Origin of the sequence: Salmonella sp. NW884 (genome assembly GCF_051700745.1) — a bacterium.
Taxonomy (GTDB): domain Bacteria; phylum Pseudomonadota; class Gammaproteobacteria; order Enterobacterales; family Enterobacteriaceae; genus Salmonella; species Salmonella enterica.
In genome coordinates this window covers 160626-177418 of record NZ_JAMMDE010000007.1, presented here as the reverse complement: position 1 = coordinate 177418, position 16793 = coordinate 160626, and the positions used below count along the sequence as shown (strand labels likewise).

Sequence of the window (16793 nt, the reverse complement as noted above, 5' to 3'; positions counted from 1 at the left end):
TAATGAGGGAGCTTGATAAATATCAAGAGATCTAACACTTAAAAACGTGAGAATGGGTTTTTATTTGACGAGTCGGATCATGAAAAATATAAAAAGCCAGGGAAATGGCGAACAGCCCGCTATTTCTCGCCGCCATTTTATCCAGGCCAGCTCCGCGCTTATTGCGTTACCGTTTGTCTCCTCGCCAGCTACCGCTCAGGCGCGCGCTGTGACGGCAACTGAAAACAGGCCTGCGGAAAAAGTCGTCCAGACATGCAGCACTTTTGACTGCGGGGGCAAATGCGATATTCGGGCGCATGTCAGTGAAGGTATCGTGACGCGAATTTCAACGCGACCGGATAATGCGCTGGATGCGCAAATGCCGGTGATGCGTGCCTGTGTTCGTGGACGCGCATACCGTAAATTTGTTTATCATCCTGACAGACTTAAATATCCCATGAAGCGCGTAGGAAAACGCGGTGAAGGAAAATTCGAGCGAATTTCCTGGGATGAAGCGACAACCTTAATCGCCGATAATTTAAAATCGATTACTGAAAAATATGGCCCGGCTTCGCGCTATGTTCATGTTGGTACCGCCGTTTCCGGCGGCACCTTTTCTGGCGATAAAATGGCGCGTCGCCTGCTGAATCTGACCGGCGGCTATCTCGAAAGCTACCATTCTGTGAGTATGGGCAACACGGCGGCCGCGACGCCTTATACTTACGGCATTGCCGCCAGCGGCAGTTCACTGGATACGCTTTTGGAGACCAAACTGGTGATTCTGTGGGGCCATAACCCGACGGAGACCATTTTTGGTCATACCAACTATTTCTTGCAGAAGATGAAGCAGAACGGTACGCGGTTTATCGTGGTCGATCCGCGCTATTCCGACACCGTTTCGTCGCTGGCGGATCAGTGGATCCCGCTACTGCCCACCACCGACAATGCGCTGATGGACGCGATGATGTACGTCATCATCAGCGAGAATCTGCACGATCGTGCATTTATTGCGCGCTACGCTATCGGTTTTGACGAAGAATCAATGCCGGAAGGCGTACCGGCTAACGAATCGCTGGTGGCGTATCTGACCGGCGCCAAAGACGGTGTCGTTAAGTCCCCCGAGTGGGCGGAAAAGATCACCCATGTGCCGGCGCAAACCATTCGCCAGTTAGCGCGTGATTACGCGAATACCAAACCCGCCGCGTTGATTCAGGGGTGGGGACCACAGCGCCACAACTGCGGCGAGCGCACCGCGCGCGGCTCGACTCTACTGGCGACCATTACCGGTAATGTCGGCATCAAAGGCGGTTGGGCTGCGGGTTACGGCGGCTGCGCTAACCGTAAATTTGCCGCGGGTCCGGAGATGCCGGATAACCCGGTAAAAGCCAAAATTTCGGTGATGAACTGGGTGCAGGCCGCAGACGACGCCAGCAAAGTGACGCCGGATATTGGACTGAAAGATGCCGATAAGCTGGACAGTAACATCCGTATTCTGTTCTCGCTGGCCGGGAACTATCTGGCGAATCAGAACCCCGATCTGCACCAGGCGGTACGCGTACTGGAGGATGAATCAAAGATCCAGTTTATTGTCGCCAGCGATCTGTTTATGACGCCGAGCGCGAAATACGCTGATCTACTGCTGCCGGAAACCAGCTTTATGGAACGCTGGAACATCGGTGAAACCTGGGGTACGGCAAGCTACCTGATGCTCTCTGAAAAACTGATCGAGCCTGAATTTGAGCGGCGCTCCGACTACGACTGGCTACGTGAGGTGGCGGCGAAATTAGGCATTGAGAATGAATTTAGCCAGGGGCGCGATGAGAAAGCGTGGATTGAACACATCTGGGAACAGACGCGCCTGGCGATGCCGGACGAAAATCTGCCGGATTTCGCCACGCTGCAAAAGACCCGTCAGCATCTGTTCAAAAGCGCGCCATTTATCGCCTTTGAAGACAATATTCGCGATCCGGAAAATCATCCGTTCCCGACGCCGTCAGGGAAAATAGAGATCTTCTCGAAGCGCCTCTACGACATGCAGCATCCGGAAATCCCGGCGTTATCGCACTACGTTCCCGCGCATGAAGGCCCGGAGGATGCGCTGGCGAAAGATTTTCCGCTCCAGTTAATTACGTGGAAAGGAAAAAACCGCGCCAACTCAACGCAATACGCTAACCCGTGGCTGATTGAAGTGCAGCATCAGACATTGTGGATCAACCCGCAGGATGCGCAAAAGCGCGGCATTACGCATGGCGACATGGTGCGCATTCATAACTCACGCGGGATTTGCGAAATCCCGGCGGAAGTGACGCCGCGCATTATTCCTGGCGTTGTCGCGATGCAGGCCGGCGCCTGGTGGCAGCCGGATGAGAACGGTATTGATAAAGGCGGCTGTGCGAACGTCCTCAGCTCGGCCCGTATTACCGCGCTGGCGAAGGGAAATTCACATCAAACCATGCTGGTGGAGGTGGCTAAAGCATGAGTCAGTTTACACATTACCCGCCGGTGAGCGATAAACAACTGGGATTTTTTATCGACTCCTCACGCTGCTCCGGTTGTAAAGCCTGCCAGGTGGCCTGCAAAGACAAAAACAATCTGGAAGTAGGCCGTCGTTTCCGCCGCGTCTATGAAGTCAAGGGCGGAAGTTTCATCCCGACCGGGCAGGGCGGGGTCAGCAATAACGTATTTGCTTATACGCTTTCCATTTCCTGCAACCACTGTGCGGACCCTGTCTGCACCAAAAATTGCCCGACTACCGCTATGCATAAACGCCCGGGCGACGGCATCGTGCGCGTTGATACCGACAAATGCGTCGGCTGTGGCTATTGCGCCTGGTCCTGCCCTTACGGCGCGCCGCAGCTTAACGAGCAGACCGGCCAAATGTCCAAGTGCGACATGTGCGTTGATTTACTGGCGAAAGGTGAACTGCCCGTCTGTGTCGCGACCTGTCCGCTGGAGGCCATCAAGTTTGGCCCGATTGATGAACTGCGCGCGAAGTACGGTAGCGTATGCGACGTTTACGGGCTGCCAGATTCATCCATAACCAAACCTAATCTGGTTGTCAAAGCGCATCAGGGCGCAGAAAAAGAGGGTAAACGCCATGCATGAATTACCGCTGCTGATTTTTACGCTCTGTTTGCAAGGGTCTGTGGGTGTGACAGTGTGGCTGGCGTTGGGCCGCCAGTACGCCGTAGAGGGACGCGTGCCTGCACGCGGCGCGCTTCCCGCGATGGCGGGGGCGTTTGTACTGGCCTGCGTGGGGCTGCTTGCTTCAGCGCTGCACATGGGCTATCCCCTGAATGCGCTAAATGCGTTACGTCATGTCGCCAGTTCGTGGCTGAGTCGCGAAATCGTCTTTGCCAGCCTTTATCTGGCGGCGCTGGGACTGGGGGTTGTGCTGCTGTTTTTCCGAAAGCCAGGCTGGCAGCCGCTGCTGGCGCTGGCGGCAGCGTTCGGGCTGGTGGATGTATTCTGCATGGCGCAGGTTTATATCCATGCCTCGGTGGCGACCTGGCAGCATAGCAACACGCTGGCGCTGTTTTTTGGCACGTCAGGCATTATCGGTTCGGTAGTCATTGCGCTGGCTTATCTGCGCAACGCTGGCGCCGCAATGCGCTGCGCTGTGGTGGTGGTCGCACTGATGGTGCTGATTCGCCTGATTATGCAGCCGCTATGGCTGGCGGATATTAATGCGGTGGATACGACGGTCGTCACTTTCCCGCATCATCCGCTACAGGCGCTGGCGCAGTTGCGTGACGTCTATCTTCTCGGCTGGTGTGTCTCAGCGGCGGGAATGCTCTGCTTTGCCGCAGGCGGTCTGCGAAACGCCAGAGGGACGCTGGTGGCGGGCAGCGTATTGCTGCTTATCGGCGAGATTATGCTGCGCTACGTCTTCTTTAGTATTGGCTGATGGTTAACCTGACGATCGATCCGGCGGTAGACGTGACGCAGGCCTGCGTCCGTCGTCGCTTTCGTTTTTCTTCCTGCCGCGCTTGCGCCGATGTTTGTCCGGCGCAGGCGTTTTCGCTGGCGCAGGGGCAGGTCAGCATAGATACGACGCGCTGCATAGCCTGTGGCGACTGTCTGTTTGTCTGTCCTGTTGACGCCATTACCGGTATCAAACCGGTTAAACGCTTTGTGCAGGGGGATACGTTGGTGGGGCCGTTTTCGCTACAGGCGCCAACGGTCGATGAACTGCTTCTCTGGCACAGCCAGTACGGTATTCGCTTTATTGATATTGCGGTGGAGCGATCGGCGCAGTGGCTGATGGCGCTGGCGGGGCTAAATTTAGTGCTGCGCCGCTATGGCGAGCCGGGCTGGTCTTTCAAACACGTTGTCGGCGCGGAGATTAACGCCTCGCGGCGCACTCTGTTTCATGTTCCGCGCGACGCCATTACCCCGTGCGCCGTCGAGCCGGGGAAACGGCGTCTCAGACAGGCGTTTTCCGCGTTCAGCGAATGCGTACCCGAAATCAGTCCGCAAGAGTGCAGGATGTGCGGCGCCTGCTGGCGAAGCTGCCCGGAAAACGTTATCCAGTTTGACGACAATACCCTGACGATAGCGGCGGCGCGTTGTACGGGATGCGGCGGCTGTGCGGCGGTATGTCCGCATCAGGCGCTGCGGCTGCGGTTTGACGTGGAACCCGCCTCAACGCGGCATAGTGCGGCGTATACGCTCACCTGCGAAAGCTGCAAACGTACTTTCCATGCTCTCACGCCTGAACACACGCACTGCGTGCTGTGTCAGTCCCATGAGTTTGCTGTGCGCCTTTAACTTTTGTTGCTAATGCTCATTTTATTTTAAAAAAATGTTACCTGCATCCATAGGCAATTGATGGGATGCTCTTTATAATCCGCGCCTGACATAACAACAGAACATATTTCAGAGGTAAACATGGCTATTGAACGGACTTTTTCCATCATTAAACCCAACGCGGTGGCAAAAAACGTTATTGGCAGCATCTTTGCGCGCTTTGAAGCTGCAGGGTTCAAAATTGTTGGCACTAAAATGCTGCACCTGACCGTTGAGCAGGCGCGCGGCTTCTATGCTGAGCACGACGGCAAGCCGTTCTTTGACGGTCTGGTGGAGTTCATGACCTCTGGCCCTATCGTGGTATCCGTGCTGGAAAGTGAAAATGCGGTACAGCGTCACCGCGATCTGCTTGGCGCCACCAATCCGGCGAACGCGTTGGCGGGTACGCTGCGCGCCGACTACGCTGATAGCTTAACTGAAAACGGCACCCATGGTTCGGATTCGCTGGAATCCGCGCAGCGCGAAATCGCCTTTTTCTTCGGTGAAGGCGAAGTGTGCCCGCGCACCCGTTAATCTCCTTCGTCTTTCACGCTGTAAATGCGTTGGCGATAAATTATCGGTTCAAATATTATTTTTGCTAATGCCGCGTGCAGACGTGGCATCCTTACGCCAGAATTTGTACAATGCAGCGCCCCCGGACGAGCAGTAAGCTTACCGGGGCGTTTCTTTTTCAACCCTCCAGGGGCCATAACGTGTAATAACGAGGCCGGAATAGCATATGTCTGAACAAATTGTCACACCTGAAAGCAGTACCCCGGTAGTTCTTAACAACGAAACGAAAATCAACCTGCTGGATCTCAACCGTCAGCAGATGCGCGAGTTTTTTAAAAACTTAGGTGAAAAGCCTTTCCGCGCCGATCAGGTGATGAAATGGATGTATCACTATTGCTGCGATAATTTTGATGAGATGACCGACATCAACAAAGTGTTGCGCGGCAAATTAAAAGAGGTCGCGGAAATCCGCGCGCCGGAGGTCGTTGAAGAGCAGCGTTCCTCAGACGGCACCATCAAGTGGGCGATTGCTGTCGGCGATCAGCGCGTTGAAACGGTCTACATCCCGGAGGACGACCGCGCTACGCTGTGTGTCTCTTCACAGGTAGGGTGCGCGCTGGAGTGCAAGTTTTGTTCAACTGCGCAGCAGGGCTTTAACCGCAACCTGCGCGTATCGGAAATTATCGGTCAGGTCTGGCGTGCGGCGAAAATCGTCGGCGCGGCCAAAGTCACCGGCCAGCGTCCGATCACCAACGTGGTCATGATGGGGATGGGCGAGCCATTGCTTAACCTGACCAATGTCGTACCGGCGATGGAAATTATGCTTGATGACTTTGGTTTCGGCCTGTCCAAACGTCGTGTCACGCTCTCAACGTCCGGCGTGGTGCCTGCGCTGGATAAGCTGGGCGATATGATAGATGTCGCGCTGGCTATCTCCTTACATGCGCCGAATGACACTATTCGCGACGAAATCGTCCCGATCAACAAAAAATACAATATCGAAACGTTCCTGGGTGCGGTTCGCCGCTATCTGGAGAAATCCAACGCCAATCAGGGGCGCGTGACGATTGAATACGTGATGCTTGACCACGTCAACGACGGCACTGAACACGCGCATCAACTGGCGGAGCTACTAAAAGAGACGCCTTGTAAGATTAATCTGATTCCGTGGAACCCGTTCCCTGGCGCGCCGTATGGCCGCAGCTCTAACAGCCGTATCGATCGCTTTTCTAAAGTTTTGATGAGTTATGGTTTCACGACCATCGTACGCAAGACGCGTGGCGATGACATTGATGCGGCATGCGGACAGTTGGCAGGCGATGTGATTGACCGTACTAAACGTACCCTGCGTAAGCGTATGCAGGGAGAGGTGATTGACATCAAGGCTATTTGATAGCAGTTGCGCCACGGTGCATTCATTATACCGTGGCGCAATGTCAGTTGAATAATGTCTGGCGTTGTACTTGTCTGGTCAATAATAACGGTGCGTTTTTGTCGACTTTAAGGCAGTATGTAACGGTGCAACAAGAGTTTAGCCTTGTGTCTTACGCGGTTTTGTCATCTGCGGCCTGACAGGCTTATACTGTCTGACTAAGGTTAACTAACCTGATGTTTCGCGGTGTGGGCGGGCATTACGGCTCGTCGGCGCCTGAATCCTAATTTACACGTACCTGTAGCTGTAGCGAATGAATACTGAAGCCACGCACGACCAAAATGAAGCACAAACCACCGGCGTTCGTCTGCGCAATGCCCGTGAACAACTCGGACTCAGCCAGCAGGCTGTCGCTGAGCGACTTTGCCTGAAGGTTTCTACGGTACGCGATATTGAAGAAGATAAGGCGCCGTCCGATCTTGCTTCAACCTTCCTGCGCGGATATATCCGCTCATATGCGCGTCTGGTGCATGTTCCAGAAGAGGAACTGCTGCCGGGGCTGGAAAAGCAGGCCCCGCTGCGCGCCGCTAAAGTCGCTCCGATGCAGAGTTTCTCATTAGGAAAGCGTCGTAAAAAGCGCGACGGCTGGTTAATGTCTTTTACCTGGCTGGTACTGTTTGTGGTCGTAGGGCTGACCGGCGCCTGGTGGTGGCAGAACCACAAAGCGCAGCAGGAAGAGATCACGACAATGGCCGATCAAAGCACGGCTGAACTGAACGCAGATAAAGACAGCGGCCAAAGCGTACCGCTGGACACCGGTGCCGCGACAAGCCAGGATACGACGCCAGCGCCAACGGCTCCTGCGACGCCGGTTGATTCGACGGCGGCGACGCAAACGCCAGCGCCAACGGCGGCGGCGACGCAAAATACGGTAGTCGCGCCTTCGCAGGCGAATGTCGATACGGCTGCGACATCTGCCGCGCCAGCGGCAACGGAGACGCCGTCCGCGCTGCCGACCAATCAGGCTGGCGTAGCGGCGCCTGCTGCCGATCCGAACGCGCTGGTGATGAATTTTACCGCTGACTGTTGGCTCGAAGTCACTGACGCCACGGGTAAAAAACTGTTTAGCGGTATGCAGCGTAAAGATGGCAATTTAAACCTAACCGGTCAGGCGCCTTATAAACTTAAAATTGGCGCGCCGGCCGCGGTGCAGATCCAGTATCAAGGAAAACCTGTCGATCTGAGCCGCTTTATCAGAACTAATCAGGTTGCGCGTCTGACCCTTAATGCCGAACCGACACCGGCGCAGTAACAGACGGGTAACGCGGGAGATTTTTCATGCATAACCAGGCTCCGATTCAACGTAGAAAATCGACACGTATTTACGTTGGGAATGTGCCGATTGGCGATGGCGCCCCTATCGCCGTCCAGTCGATGACTAACACGCGTACCACTGACGTGGAAGCGACGGTTAATCAGATCAAAGCGCTGGAGCGCGTTGGCGCAGATATTGTTCGTGTTTCTGTACCGACAATGGACGCCGCCGAAGCGTTCAAGCTTATCAAACAGCAGGTTAACGTCCCGCTGGTTGCCGATATTCACTTCGACTACCGCATTGCGCTGAAAGTAGCGGAATACGGCGTTGACTGCTTGCGTATCAACCCCGGCAATATCGGTAACGAAGAACGTATTCGCATGGTGGTGGACTGCGCGCGCGACAAAAACATCCCTATCCGTATCGGCGTAAACGCCGGATCGCTGGAAAAAGATCTGCAGGAAAAATACGGTGAGCCGACGCCGCAGGCGCTGCTGGAATCAGCCATGCGCCATGTCGATCATCTCGATCGTCTCAACTTTGATCAGTTCAAAGTGAGCGTAAAAGCGTCCGATGTATTCCTTGCCGTTGAGTCTTATCGTTTGTTGGCTAAACAGATCGATCAGCCGCTGCATCTGGGGATCACCGAAGCGGGCGGCGCGCGTAGCGGGGCGGTTAAGTCGGCGATCGGTTTAGGTCTGCTGTTATCGGAAGGCATCGGCGACACGCTGCGCGTATCGTTGGCGGCCGACCCGGTGGAAGAGATCAAAGTCGGTTTCGATATCCTGAAGTCGCTGCGCATTCGCGCGCGCGGCATCAATTTTATCGCCTGCCCGACCTGTTCTCGTCAGGAGTTCGACGTTATCGGCACGGTGAACGCGCTGGAGCAGCGTCTGGAAGATATCATCACCCCGATGGACGTCTCGATCATCGGTTGCGTAGTGAACGGGCCGGGCGAAGCGCTGGTATCGACGCTGGGTGTGACGGGCGGCAATAAGAAAAGCGGCCTGTATGAAGACGGCGTGCGTAAGGACAGACTCGATAACGACGATATGATCGCGCAGCTTGAATCCCGTATTCGCGCGAAAGCAAGTCAACTTGATGAAGCGCGTCGGATTGACGTGCTGCAGGTTGAAAAATAAGAACGTGATGGGAAGCGGCGCGCTTCCCGTGTATGATTGAACCCGCATGGCTCCCGGTTCGTTCGGGGAAGCGCTGAGGGTTCATTTTTATATTCAGAAAGAGAATAAACGTGGCAAAAAACATTCAAGCCATTCGCGGCATGAACGATTATCTGCCTGGCGAAACCGCCATCTGGCAGCGCATTGAAGGCACACTCAAAAACGTGCTCGGCAGCTACGGTTACAGTGAAATCCGCTTGCCGATTGTAGAGCAGACCCCGTTATTCAAACGCGCGATCGGTGAAGTTACTGACGTAGTTGAAAAAGAGATGTACACCTTTGAGGATCGCAACGGCGATAGCCTGACATTGCGCCCTGAAGGTACGGCGGGCTGTGTACGCGCCGGCATCGAACATGGTCTCCTGTACAATCAGGAACAGCGTTTGTGGTATATCGGGCCGATGTTCCGTCATGAGCGTCCGCAAAAAGGCCGCTACCGTCAGTTCCATCAGCTAGGCGCCGAAGTCTTCGGCTTACAAGGCCCGGATATCGACGCGGAACTGATTATGCTGACCGCACGCTGGTGGCGCGCGCTGGGCATCTCTGAACACGTTAGCCTGGAGCTGAACTCTATTGGTTCCTTAGAGGCGCGTGCGAACTATCGCGATGCGCTGGTCGCGTTCCTCGAACAGCATCAAGAGACGCTGGACGAAGACTGCAAACGCCGTATGTATACCAATCCGCTGCGCGTGCTGGATTCAAAAAATCCGGACGTGCAGGCGCTGCTCAACGACGCGCCCGCTCTCGGCGACTATCTCGATGACGATTCACGCGAGCACTTTGCCGGCCTGTGTAAATTGCTGGACGCGGCGGGAATTGCCTACACCGTCAACCAGCGTCTGGTACGCGGTCTGGATTACTACAACCGCACCGTATTTGAATGGGTAACAAACAGTCTGGGGTCACAAGGCACCGTCTGTGCGGGTGGTCGTTATGATGGTCTGGTGGAACAACTGGGCGGTCGCGCTACCCCGGCAGTGGGCTTTGCGATGGGCCTGGAACGACTTGTTTTGTTAGTTCAGGCAGTTAATCCGGAATTTATTGCCTCTCCTGTTGTCGATATATACCTGGTAGCTGCCGGCGCACAAACGCAGTCTGCGGCAATGACGCTGGCGGAGCGGCTGCGCGATGAAATGCCAGGCGTGAAGCTAATGACAAACCACGGCGGCGGCAACTTTAAGAAACAGTTTGCCCGCGCCGATAAGTGGGGCGCCCGTATTGCACTGGTTCTTGGCGAATCTGAAGTCGCCGATGGGACTGTTGTAGTGAAGGATTTGCGCTCCGGTGAGCAAACGGCAGTGGCGCAGGACAGCGTCGCCGCGCATTTGCGCACTTTATTGGGCTAAGGAGAAGGACAGCGTGGAAATTTACGAGAACGAACACGACCAGGTGGATGCGATTAAACGCTTCTTTGCCGAAAACGGCAAAGCGCTGGCTGTCGGAGTGATTTTAGGGGTTAGCGCGCTGGTTGGCTGGCGTTACTGGAGCAGCCATCAGACGGAGTCCGCGCGTGCTGCTTCTCTGGCGTATCAAAATGCGGTGACGGCGGTAAGCGCCGATAAGCCGGATAGCATTCCCGCCGCTGAAAAATTCGCGGCTGAGAATAAAAACACCTATGGTGCGCTGGCGTCTATGGAACTGGCGCAGCAGTTTGTGGATAAGAATGAACTTAAAAAAGCCGAAGCCCAGTTGCAGCAGGGGTTGGCGGCCACCAGCGATGAAAATCTCAAAGCGGTGATTAATCTGCGTCTCGCTCGCGTTCAGTTGCAGCTTAAGCAAGCTGACGCCGCGCTGAAAACTCTGGATGCCGTTAAAGGCGAAGGATGGACGGCCATTGTCGCTGATTTGCGCGGCGAAGCGTTGCTGAGTAAGGGTGATAAAAAAGGCGCGCGCAGCGCATGGGAAGCGGGCGTCAATAGCGATGCTTCTCCGGCGTTGAGCGAAATGATGCAGATGAAAATCAATAATTTGTCCATCTGAGAGGGACCCGATGCAATTGCGTAAATTACTTCTGCCAGGGTTGCTTTCCGTTACCCTGCTCAGCGGCTGTTCACTGTTTAGCGGCGAAGAAGATGTCGTCAAGATGTCTCCATTACCGCAGGTTGAAAACCAGTTTACCCCGACCACTGTCTGGAGCACCTCTGTCGGTAACGGAATTGGCGAATTTTATTCTAACCTTCATCCGGTAATGGCAGATAACGTGGTCTATGCAGCCGATCGCGCGGGCGTGGTAAAAGCGCTCAATGCGGATGATGGCAAAGAGATCTGGTCTGTGAATCTGGGCGAGAAAGACGGCTGGTTCTCTCGTTCGTCCGCGCTGTTGTCCGGCGGCGTCACTGTTGCGGGCGGTCACGTCTATATCGGCAGTGAAAAGGCCGAGGTTTATGCGCTGAATACCAGCGACGGCACTACAGCATGGCAGACGAAGGTCGCAGGCGAAGCGTTGTCTCGCCCGGTTGTCAGTGATGGAATCGTTCTTATCCATACCAGCAACGGTCAGTTGCAGGCGCTAAATCAGGCGGATGGCGCCATTAAATGGACGGTGAACCTGGATATGCCTTCGCTGTCGCTGCGCGGCGAATCTGCGCCGGCAACCGCGTTCGGCGCGGCTATCGTTGGTGGTGATAATGGCCGCGTCAGCGCCGTGCTGATGCAACAAGGCCAGATGATTTGGCAGCAGCGTATCTCCCAGGCCACTGGCCCAACGGAAATTGACCGTCTGAGCGACGTCGATACCACGCCGGTTGTGGTAAACGGCGTCGTTTACGCGTTGGCGTATAATGGTAACTTAACGGCGCTGGATCTGCGCAGTGGTCAGATTATGTGGAAACGCGAGCTGGGGTCGGTCAATGACTTTATCGTTGACGGCGACCGTATCTACCTGGTCGATCAGAACGATCGTGTGCTGGCGCTGACCACTGACGGCGGCGTAACGCTGTGGACGCAAAGCGATCTGCTGCACCGTTTGCTGACCTCCCCGGTACTGTATAATGGTGATTTAGTCGTCGGCGATAGCGAAGGTTATCTGCACTGGATTAATGTCGATGACGGGCGTTTTGTGGCCCAACAAAAAGTAGACAGTTCCGGTTTCCTGACCGAACCGACGGTGGCGGATGGTAAACTGCTCATCCAGGCCAAAGACGGTACGGTCTACGCGATTACGCGTTAATCGTCACGGTTGTGCGTTTTAAAAAACGGCTCCTGGTGTAGGGGCCGTTTTCCTGTTTTTAACAACGGCGTAAAAATGACGCGCGTTGTCTGATGATTTTTTAAATGAGGCTTTAAACATGGTACCTGTGGTCGCGCTTGTCGGGCGCCCTAACGTCGGAAAATCCACGCTATTTAACCGTCTGACCCGCACCCGAGATGCGCTGGTTGCGGATTTCCCGGGTCTGACTCGTGACCGTAAGTACGGTCGTGCGGAAGTTGAAGGCCGCGAGTTTATCTGTATCGACACCGGCGGTATTGACGGCACCGAAGACGGCGTCGAAACGCGGATGGCGGAGCAGTCGCTGCTGGCGATTGAAGAAGCGGATGTGGTGTTATTCATGGTAGATGCGCGCGCTGGCCTGATGCCGGCGGATGAAGCGATTGCCAAACATCTGCGTTCCCGTGAAAAACCGACCTTCCTGGTGGCGAATAAAACGGATGGTCTCGATCCCGATCAGGCGGTTGTCGATTTTTACTCGCTGGGATTAGGCGAAATTTACCCTATCGCTGCCTCACATGGTCGCGGCGTATTGAGCCTGCTGGAACATGTGCTTCTGCCGTGGATGGATGATGTCGCGCCGCAGGAAGAGGTGGATGAAGACGCAGAATACTGGGCGCAGTTCGAGGCGGAACAAAATGGCGAAGAAGCGCCGGAAGATGATTTTGACCCGCAAAGCCTGCCGATAAAGCTGGCGATTGTTGGTCGCCCGAACGTAGGTAAGTCCACGCTCACTAACCGTATTCTCGGCGAAGAGCGCGTGGTGGTATACGACATGCCGGGCACCACTCGCGACAGTATTTATATCCCGATGGAACGCGACGAACGGGAATATGTGCTGATTGACACGGCGGGGGTGCGTAAGCGCGGAAAAATCACCGATGCGGTAGAAAAGTTCTCGGTGATTAAAACGTTGCAGGCGATTGAAGACGCTAACGTCGTACTGTTGGTTATCGATGCGCGCGAGGGGATCTCTGACCAGGATTTGTCTCTGCTGGGCTTTATACTCAATAGTGGGCGCTCACTCGTTATCGTAGTCAACAAATGGGATGGCCTGAGCCAGGAAGTCAAAGAGCAGGTGAAAGAGACGCTGGATTTCCGTCTGGGCTTTATTGATTTTGCCCGCGTGCACTTTATCTCTGCGCTGCACGGCAGCGGTGTCGGGAACCTGTTTGAGTCCGTACGCGAGGCTTACGACAGTTCCACTCGCCGGGTGAGCACTGCGATGCTGACCCGTATCATGACGATGGCGGTGGAAGATCATCAGCCGCCGCTGGTGCGCGGTCGCCGTGTGAAACTGAAATATGCCCACGCTGGCGGCTATAACCCGCCGATTGTGGTTATTCACGGCAACCAGGTAAAAGATCTGCCAGACTCCTATAAGCGCTATCTGATGAACTACTTCCGCAAGTCGTTGGAAGTGATGGGTACGCCGATTCGCATTCAGTTTAAAGAAGGGGAGAACCCGTATGCGAACAAGCGTAACACACTGACGCCAACGCAAATGCGCAAACGTAAGCGTCTGATGAAGCATATCAAGAAAAGCAAGTAATGCTTTTTCAGTAATATTCCAGGCCTGATAAGCGCAGCGCTATCAGGCCTTTCAAGTAAAAGCGAGTCACGCGCCTGAGGAGAATGTTATGGAAATAATCTGCCCTGTTTGCCATCACGCGCTGGAGCGCAATGGCGATACAGCCCATTGCGAGACATGCGCTAAGGATTTCTCGTTACAGGCACTTTGTCCTGACTGCCGCCAGCCGTTACAGGTTTTGAAAGCCTGCGGCGCAGTGGACTATTTTTGCCAGAACGGTCATGGTTTAATTTCAAAAAAACGAGTTAATTTCGTCATTTCCGATCAATAAAACCGCTGTCGACGTTGCGCCGCAGAGCAGAGGCGCCGACGTCTTATCCGGCTAAGGGCAAAAGCGTTATTCGATACTCCCGTAATATCAGCATAGTATCCTGCCCGGCGGCTATTTTATTCTTTTTATTTATTCAACTATTTATAGGGAATATTATTCCCGAAAATCAATATTAAAAATAAATAACATCTTTCTTTTTATTTATTATATCAATATTATAAGTCTGTTTCATATTAAACTTTTCTTTTTAGGAATATATTTAGGCCTGTTAGTTATGATTCCCTATGAATCATCCATATAATATCGTTTCATAGCAGCGTGTTTATTTAACGACAGGGATATCATATGGTGCGAAGGATTCGCATTCTGGTTTTGCTATTAGTGTCTGGAGTATCAGTTGCGGCTTCCGGCGCAGGTAACTCTGTACCTGCAAACGATGAAAGCCACTCCTCCCTGCCTGATTTAGCCAGCGAATCCGCGAAAAAAGAAGAACAGGAAAATAAAGGAAAGTCCTTTAAAGAACAGGGCGCTGACTACTTTATTAATTCCGCCACCCAGGGCTTTGATAATCTCACCCCGGAAGCGCTGGAATCCCAGGCGCGTAGCTATTTGCAAAACCAAATCACTTCATCAGCACAGTCATATCTTGAAGGCGTAATGTCACCTTATGGCAAGATCCGTACCAGCCTCTCCGTAGGCGAAGGCGGCGATCTGGACGGCAGTTCGCTGGATTATTTCGTTCCCTGGTATGATAACGAAAAAACCTTACTTTTTAGCCAACTCTCAGCCCAACGTAAAGAAGACCGCACCATTGGTAACTTTGGGCTTGGCGTGCGCCAGAACGTCGGCAACTGGCTGCTTGGCGGCAACGCATTCTATGACTACGATTTTACGCGCGGTCACCGTCGACTAGGTCTGGGAACCGAAGCCTGGACGGATTACCTTAAATTCTCCGGCAACTATTACCATCCTCTTTCTGACTGGAAGGATTCCGAAGATTTCGACTTTTATGAAGAACGACCCGCGCGCGGTTGGGATATCCGCATGGAAAGCTGGCTGCCCTTTTATCCGCAGCTTGGCGCTAAATTAGTTTACGAACAGTACTACGGCGATGAAGTGGCGCTGTTTGGCACCGATAACCTACAAAAAGATCCTCATGCCGTTACCTTGGGGCTGGAATATACGCCGGTACCGCTGGTTACGGTTGGTTCGGATTACAAAGCCGGTACTGGCGATAATAACGATTTTAGCGTTAAAGCGACTGTGAACTACCAGATAGGAACGCCGCTGGCGGCGCAACTCGATCCGGAAAACGTTAAAATCCAGCACTCTTTAATGGGCAGCCGCACCGATTTTGTCGATCGTAACAATTTCATCATTCTCGAATACCGCGAGAAAGATCCGCTGGACGTCACGTTGTGGCTGAAGGCCGACGCCACCAACGAACACCCGGAATGCGTGATTGAAGATACGCCTGAGGCCGCGGTGGGGCTGGAGAAATGTAAGTGGACGGTCAACGCGCTGATTAACCACCATTACAAAATTATTTCTGCTTCCTGGCAGGCGAAAAACAACGCCGCCCGTACTCTGGTGATGCCGGTGGTAAAAGCGGATGCGCTGACCGAAGGCAACAATAACAGCTGGAATCTGGTGCTTCCTGCCTGGGTTAACGCCGATACCGAAGAGCAGCGCACCGCCCTGAACACCTGGAAAGTACGTATGACGCTGGAAGACGAAAAGGGCAATAAGCAGAACTCCGGTGTGGTGGAAATCACCGTCCAGCAGGATCGCAAAATTGAGCTGATCGTTGACAACATTGCCGATACCGATCGTAGCGATCACAGCCATGAAGCCAGCGCGCTGGCCGATGGCGAAGACGGCGTGGTGATGGATCTCCTGATCACCGACTCCTTTGGCGACTCCACGGATCGCAATGGTAACGAACTGGTGGATGATGCCATGACGCCCGTGTTGTACGACAGCAATGATAAAAAAGTCACCCTGGCCCAGACGCCCTGCACCACGGAAACCCCCTGCGTGTTTATTGCCAGCCGTGACAAAGAAGCCGGGACGGTGACGCTTTCCAGCACCCTGCCGGGCACTTTCCGCTGGAAGGCGAAAGAAGACGCCTATGGCGACAGTAACTACGTTGATGTCACTTTTATCGGCGACAACCTGAGCGCGCTGAATGCGGTGATTTATCAGGTCAAAGCCGCCAACCCTGTCAACCTGATCGGCAAAGAAGATAAACATCCTACGGTTAATAACACCTACCGTTTCCTGCTGTGGCGCGACAAAAATAAAGACGGCGTATTCCAGATGTCCGAGCAGCTCACGGAAGAAGAGATGGCGTTGTACGACTACCAGTGGGAGTTTACCGGACAGAGTACAAACGGACATACCGGCGCGCTGGCCAACACCATAAATGAAGATCTTGTTCTGCCAGTAACCAATAAAGAGGCGGCGCAGAAGTTTGCCGCCAATGTGGAAGATGGCGTTCAGGGTTACGGCATACGCGTTACGTATAGTCAGAAATAGCGTCAGCGTTATGGCTGACCAGCCAGCCGCTGAATTT

The 16793-nt window shown here is 54.0% G+C and carries 14 protein-coding genes; all 14 read left to right on the top strand.

All coding sequences use genetic code 11. The features are described from left to right. The first annotated feature begins 79 nt into the window (after window positions 1-79). Window positions 80-2458: a DMSO/selenate family reductase complex A subunit gene (locus NA197_RS16350; RefSeq protein WP_064043289.1), complete on the top strand. Its 2379-nt coding sequence runs from the start codon at window positions 80-82 to the stop codon at window positions 2456-2458. Next, window positions 2455-3084, top strand: a complete 630-nt coding sequence (locus tag NA197_RS16345) for a DMSO/selenate family reductase complex B subunit (RefSeq protein ID WP_023212369.1) — start codon at window positions 2455-2457, stop codon at window positions 3082-3084. Before NA197_RS16350 ends, NA197_RS16345 begins: the two co-directional genes overlap by 4 nt. After that, entirely contained in the window at window positions 3077-3886 is an 810-nt protein-coding gene (locus NA197_RS16340) for a dimethyl sulfoxide reductase anchor subunit family protein (protein ID WP_000544895.1), read from the top strand. The genes NA197_RS16345 and NA197_RS16340 overlap by 8 nt, the downstream gene beginning before the upstream one ends. Then, window positions 3886-4749, top strand: a complete 864-nt coding sequence (locus tag NA197_RS16335; protein ID WP_023212370.1) for a 4Fe-4S dicluster domain-containing protein — start codon at window positions 3886-3888, stop codon at window positions 4747-4749. The genes NA197_RS16340 and NA197_RS16335 overlap by 1 nt, the downstream gene beginning before the upstream one ends. 120 nt (window positions 4750-4869) lie before the next feature. Continuing rightward, the gene (ndk, locus tag NA197_RS16330; protein WP_000963846.1) at window positions 4870-5301 is read left to right on the top strand and encodes a nucleoside-diphosphate kinase; all 432 of its coding nucleotides are present in this window, start codon (window positions 4870-4872) and stop codon (window positions 5299-5301) included. 205 nt (window positions 5302-5506) lie between these two features. Continuing rightward, window positions 5507-6673, top strand: a complete 1167-nt coding sequence (locus tag NA197_RS16325) for a bifunctional tRNA (adenosine(37)-C2)-methyltransferase TrmG/ribosomal RNA large subunit methyltransferase RlmN (protein WP_000003206.1) — start codon at window positions 5507-5509, stop codon at window positions 6671-6673. A gap of 292 nt (window positions 6674-6965) precedes the next feature. Further along, entirely contained in the window at window positions 6966-7964 is a 999-nt protein-coding gene (gene rodZ / locus NA197_RS16320; RefSeq protein WP_064043290.1) for a cytoskeleton protein RodZ, read from the top strand. Between the two features lie 26 nt (window positions 7965-7990). Beyond that, entirely contained in the window at window positions 7991-9109 is a 1119-nt protein-coding gene (ispG, locus tag NA197_RS16315) for a flavodoxin-dependent (E)-4-hydroxy-3-methylbut-2-enyl-diphosphate synthase (RefSeq protein WP_000551804.1), read from the top strand. 110 nt (window positions 9110-9219) lie between these two features. After that, complete coding sequence (gene hisS, locus NA197_RS16310; RefSeq protein ID WP_001107146.1) at window positions 9220-10494, top strand: histidine--tRNA ligase; 1275 nt, start codon at window positions 9220-9222, stop codon at window positions 10492-10494. Window positions 10495-10507: 13 nt separating this feature from the next. Further along, window positions 10508-11128, top strand: a complete 621-nt coding sequence (locus tag NA197_RS16305) for a YfgM family protein (protein WP_064043291.1) — start codon at window positions 10508-10510, stop codon at window positions 11126-11128. Between the two features lie 10 nt (window positions 11129-11138). Continuing rightward, the gene (gene bamB / locus NA197_RS16300; RefSeq protein WP_001177072.1) at window positions 11139-12317 is read left to right on the top strand and encodes an outer membrane protein assembly factor BamB; all 1179 of its coding nucleotides are present in this window, start codon (window positions 11139-11141) and stop codon (window positions 12315-12317) included. 118 nt (window positions 12318-12435) lie between these two features. Beyond that, the gene (gene der, locus NA197_RS16295) at window positions 12436-13908 is read left to right on the top strand and encodes a ribosome biogenesis GTPase Der (protein ID WP_000249411.1); all 1473 of its coding nucleotides are present in this window, start codon (window positions 12436-12438) and stop codon (window positions 13906-13908) included. Window positions 13909-13996: 88 nt separating this feature from the next. Continuing rightward, window positions 13997-14218: a zinc ribbon domain-containing protein gene (locus NA197_RS16290; protein WP_000402503.1), complete on the top strand. Its 222-nt coding sequence runs from the start codon at window positions 13997-13999 to the stop codon at window positions 14216-14218. A gap of 345 nt (window positions 14219-14563) precedes the next feature. After that, window positions 14564-16756, top strand: coding sequence for an intimin-like inverse autotransporter SinH (sinH, locus tag NA197_RS16285; protein ID WP_023241194.1), 2193 nt, complete (start codon window positions 14564-14566; stop codon window positions 16754-16756). Window positions 16757-16793: the final 37 nt, after the last annotated feature.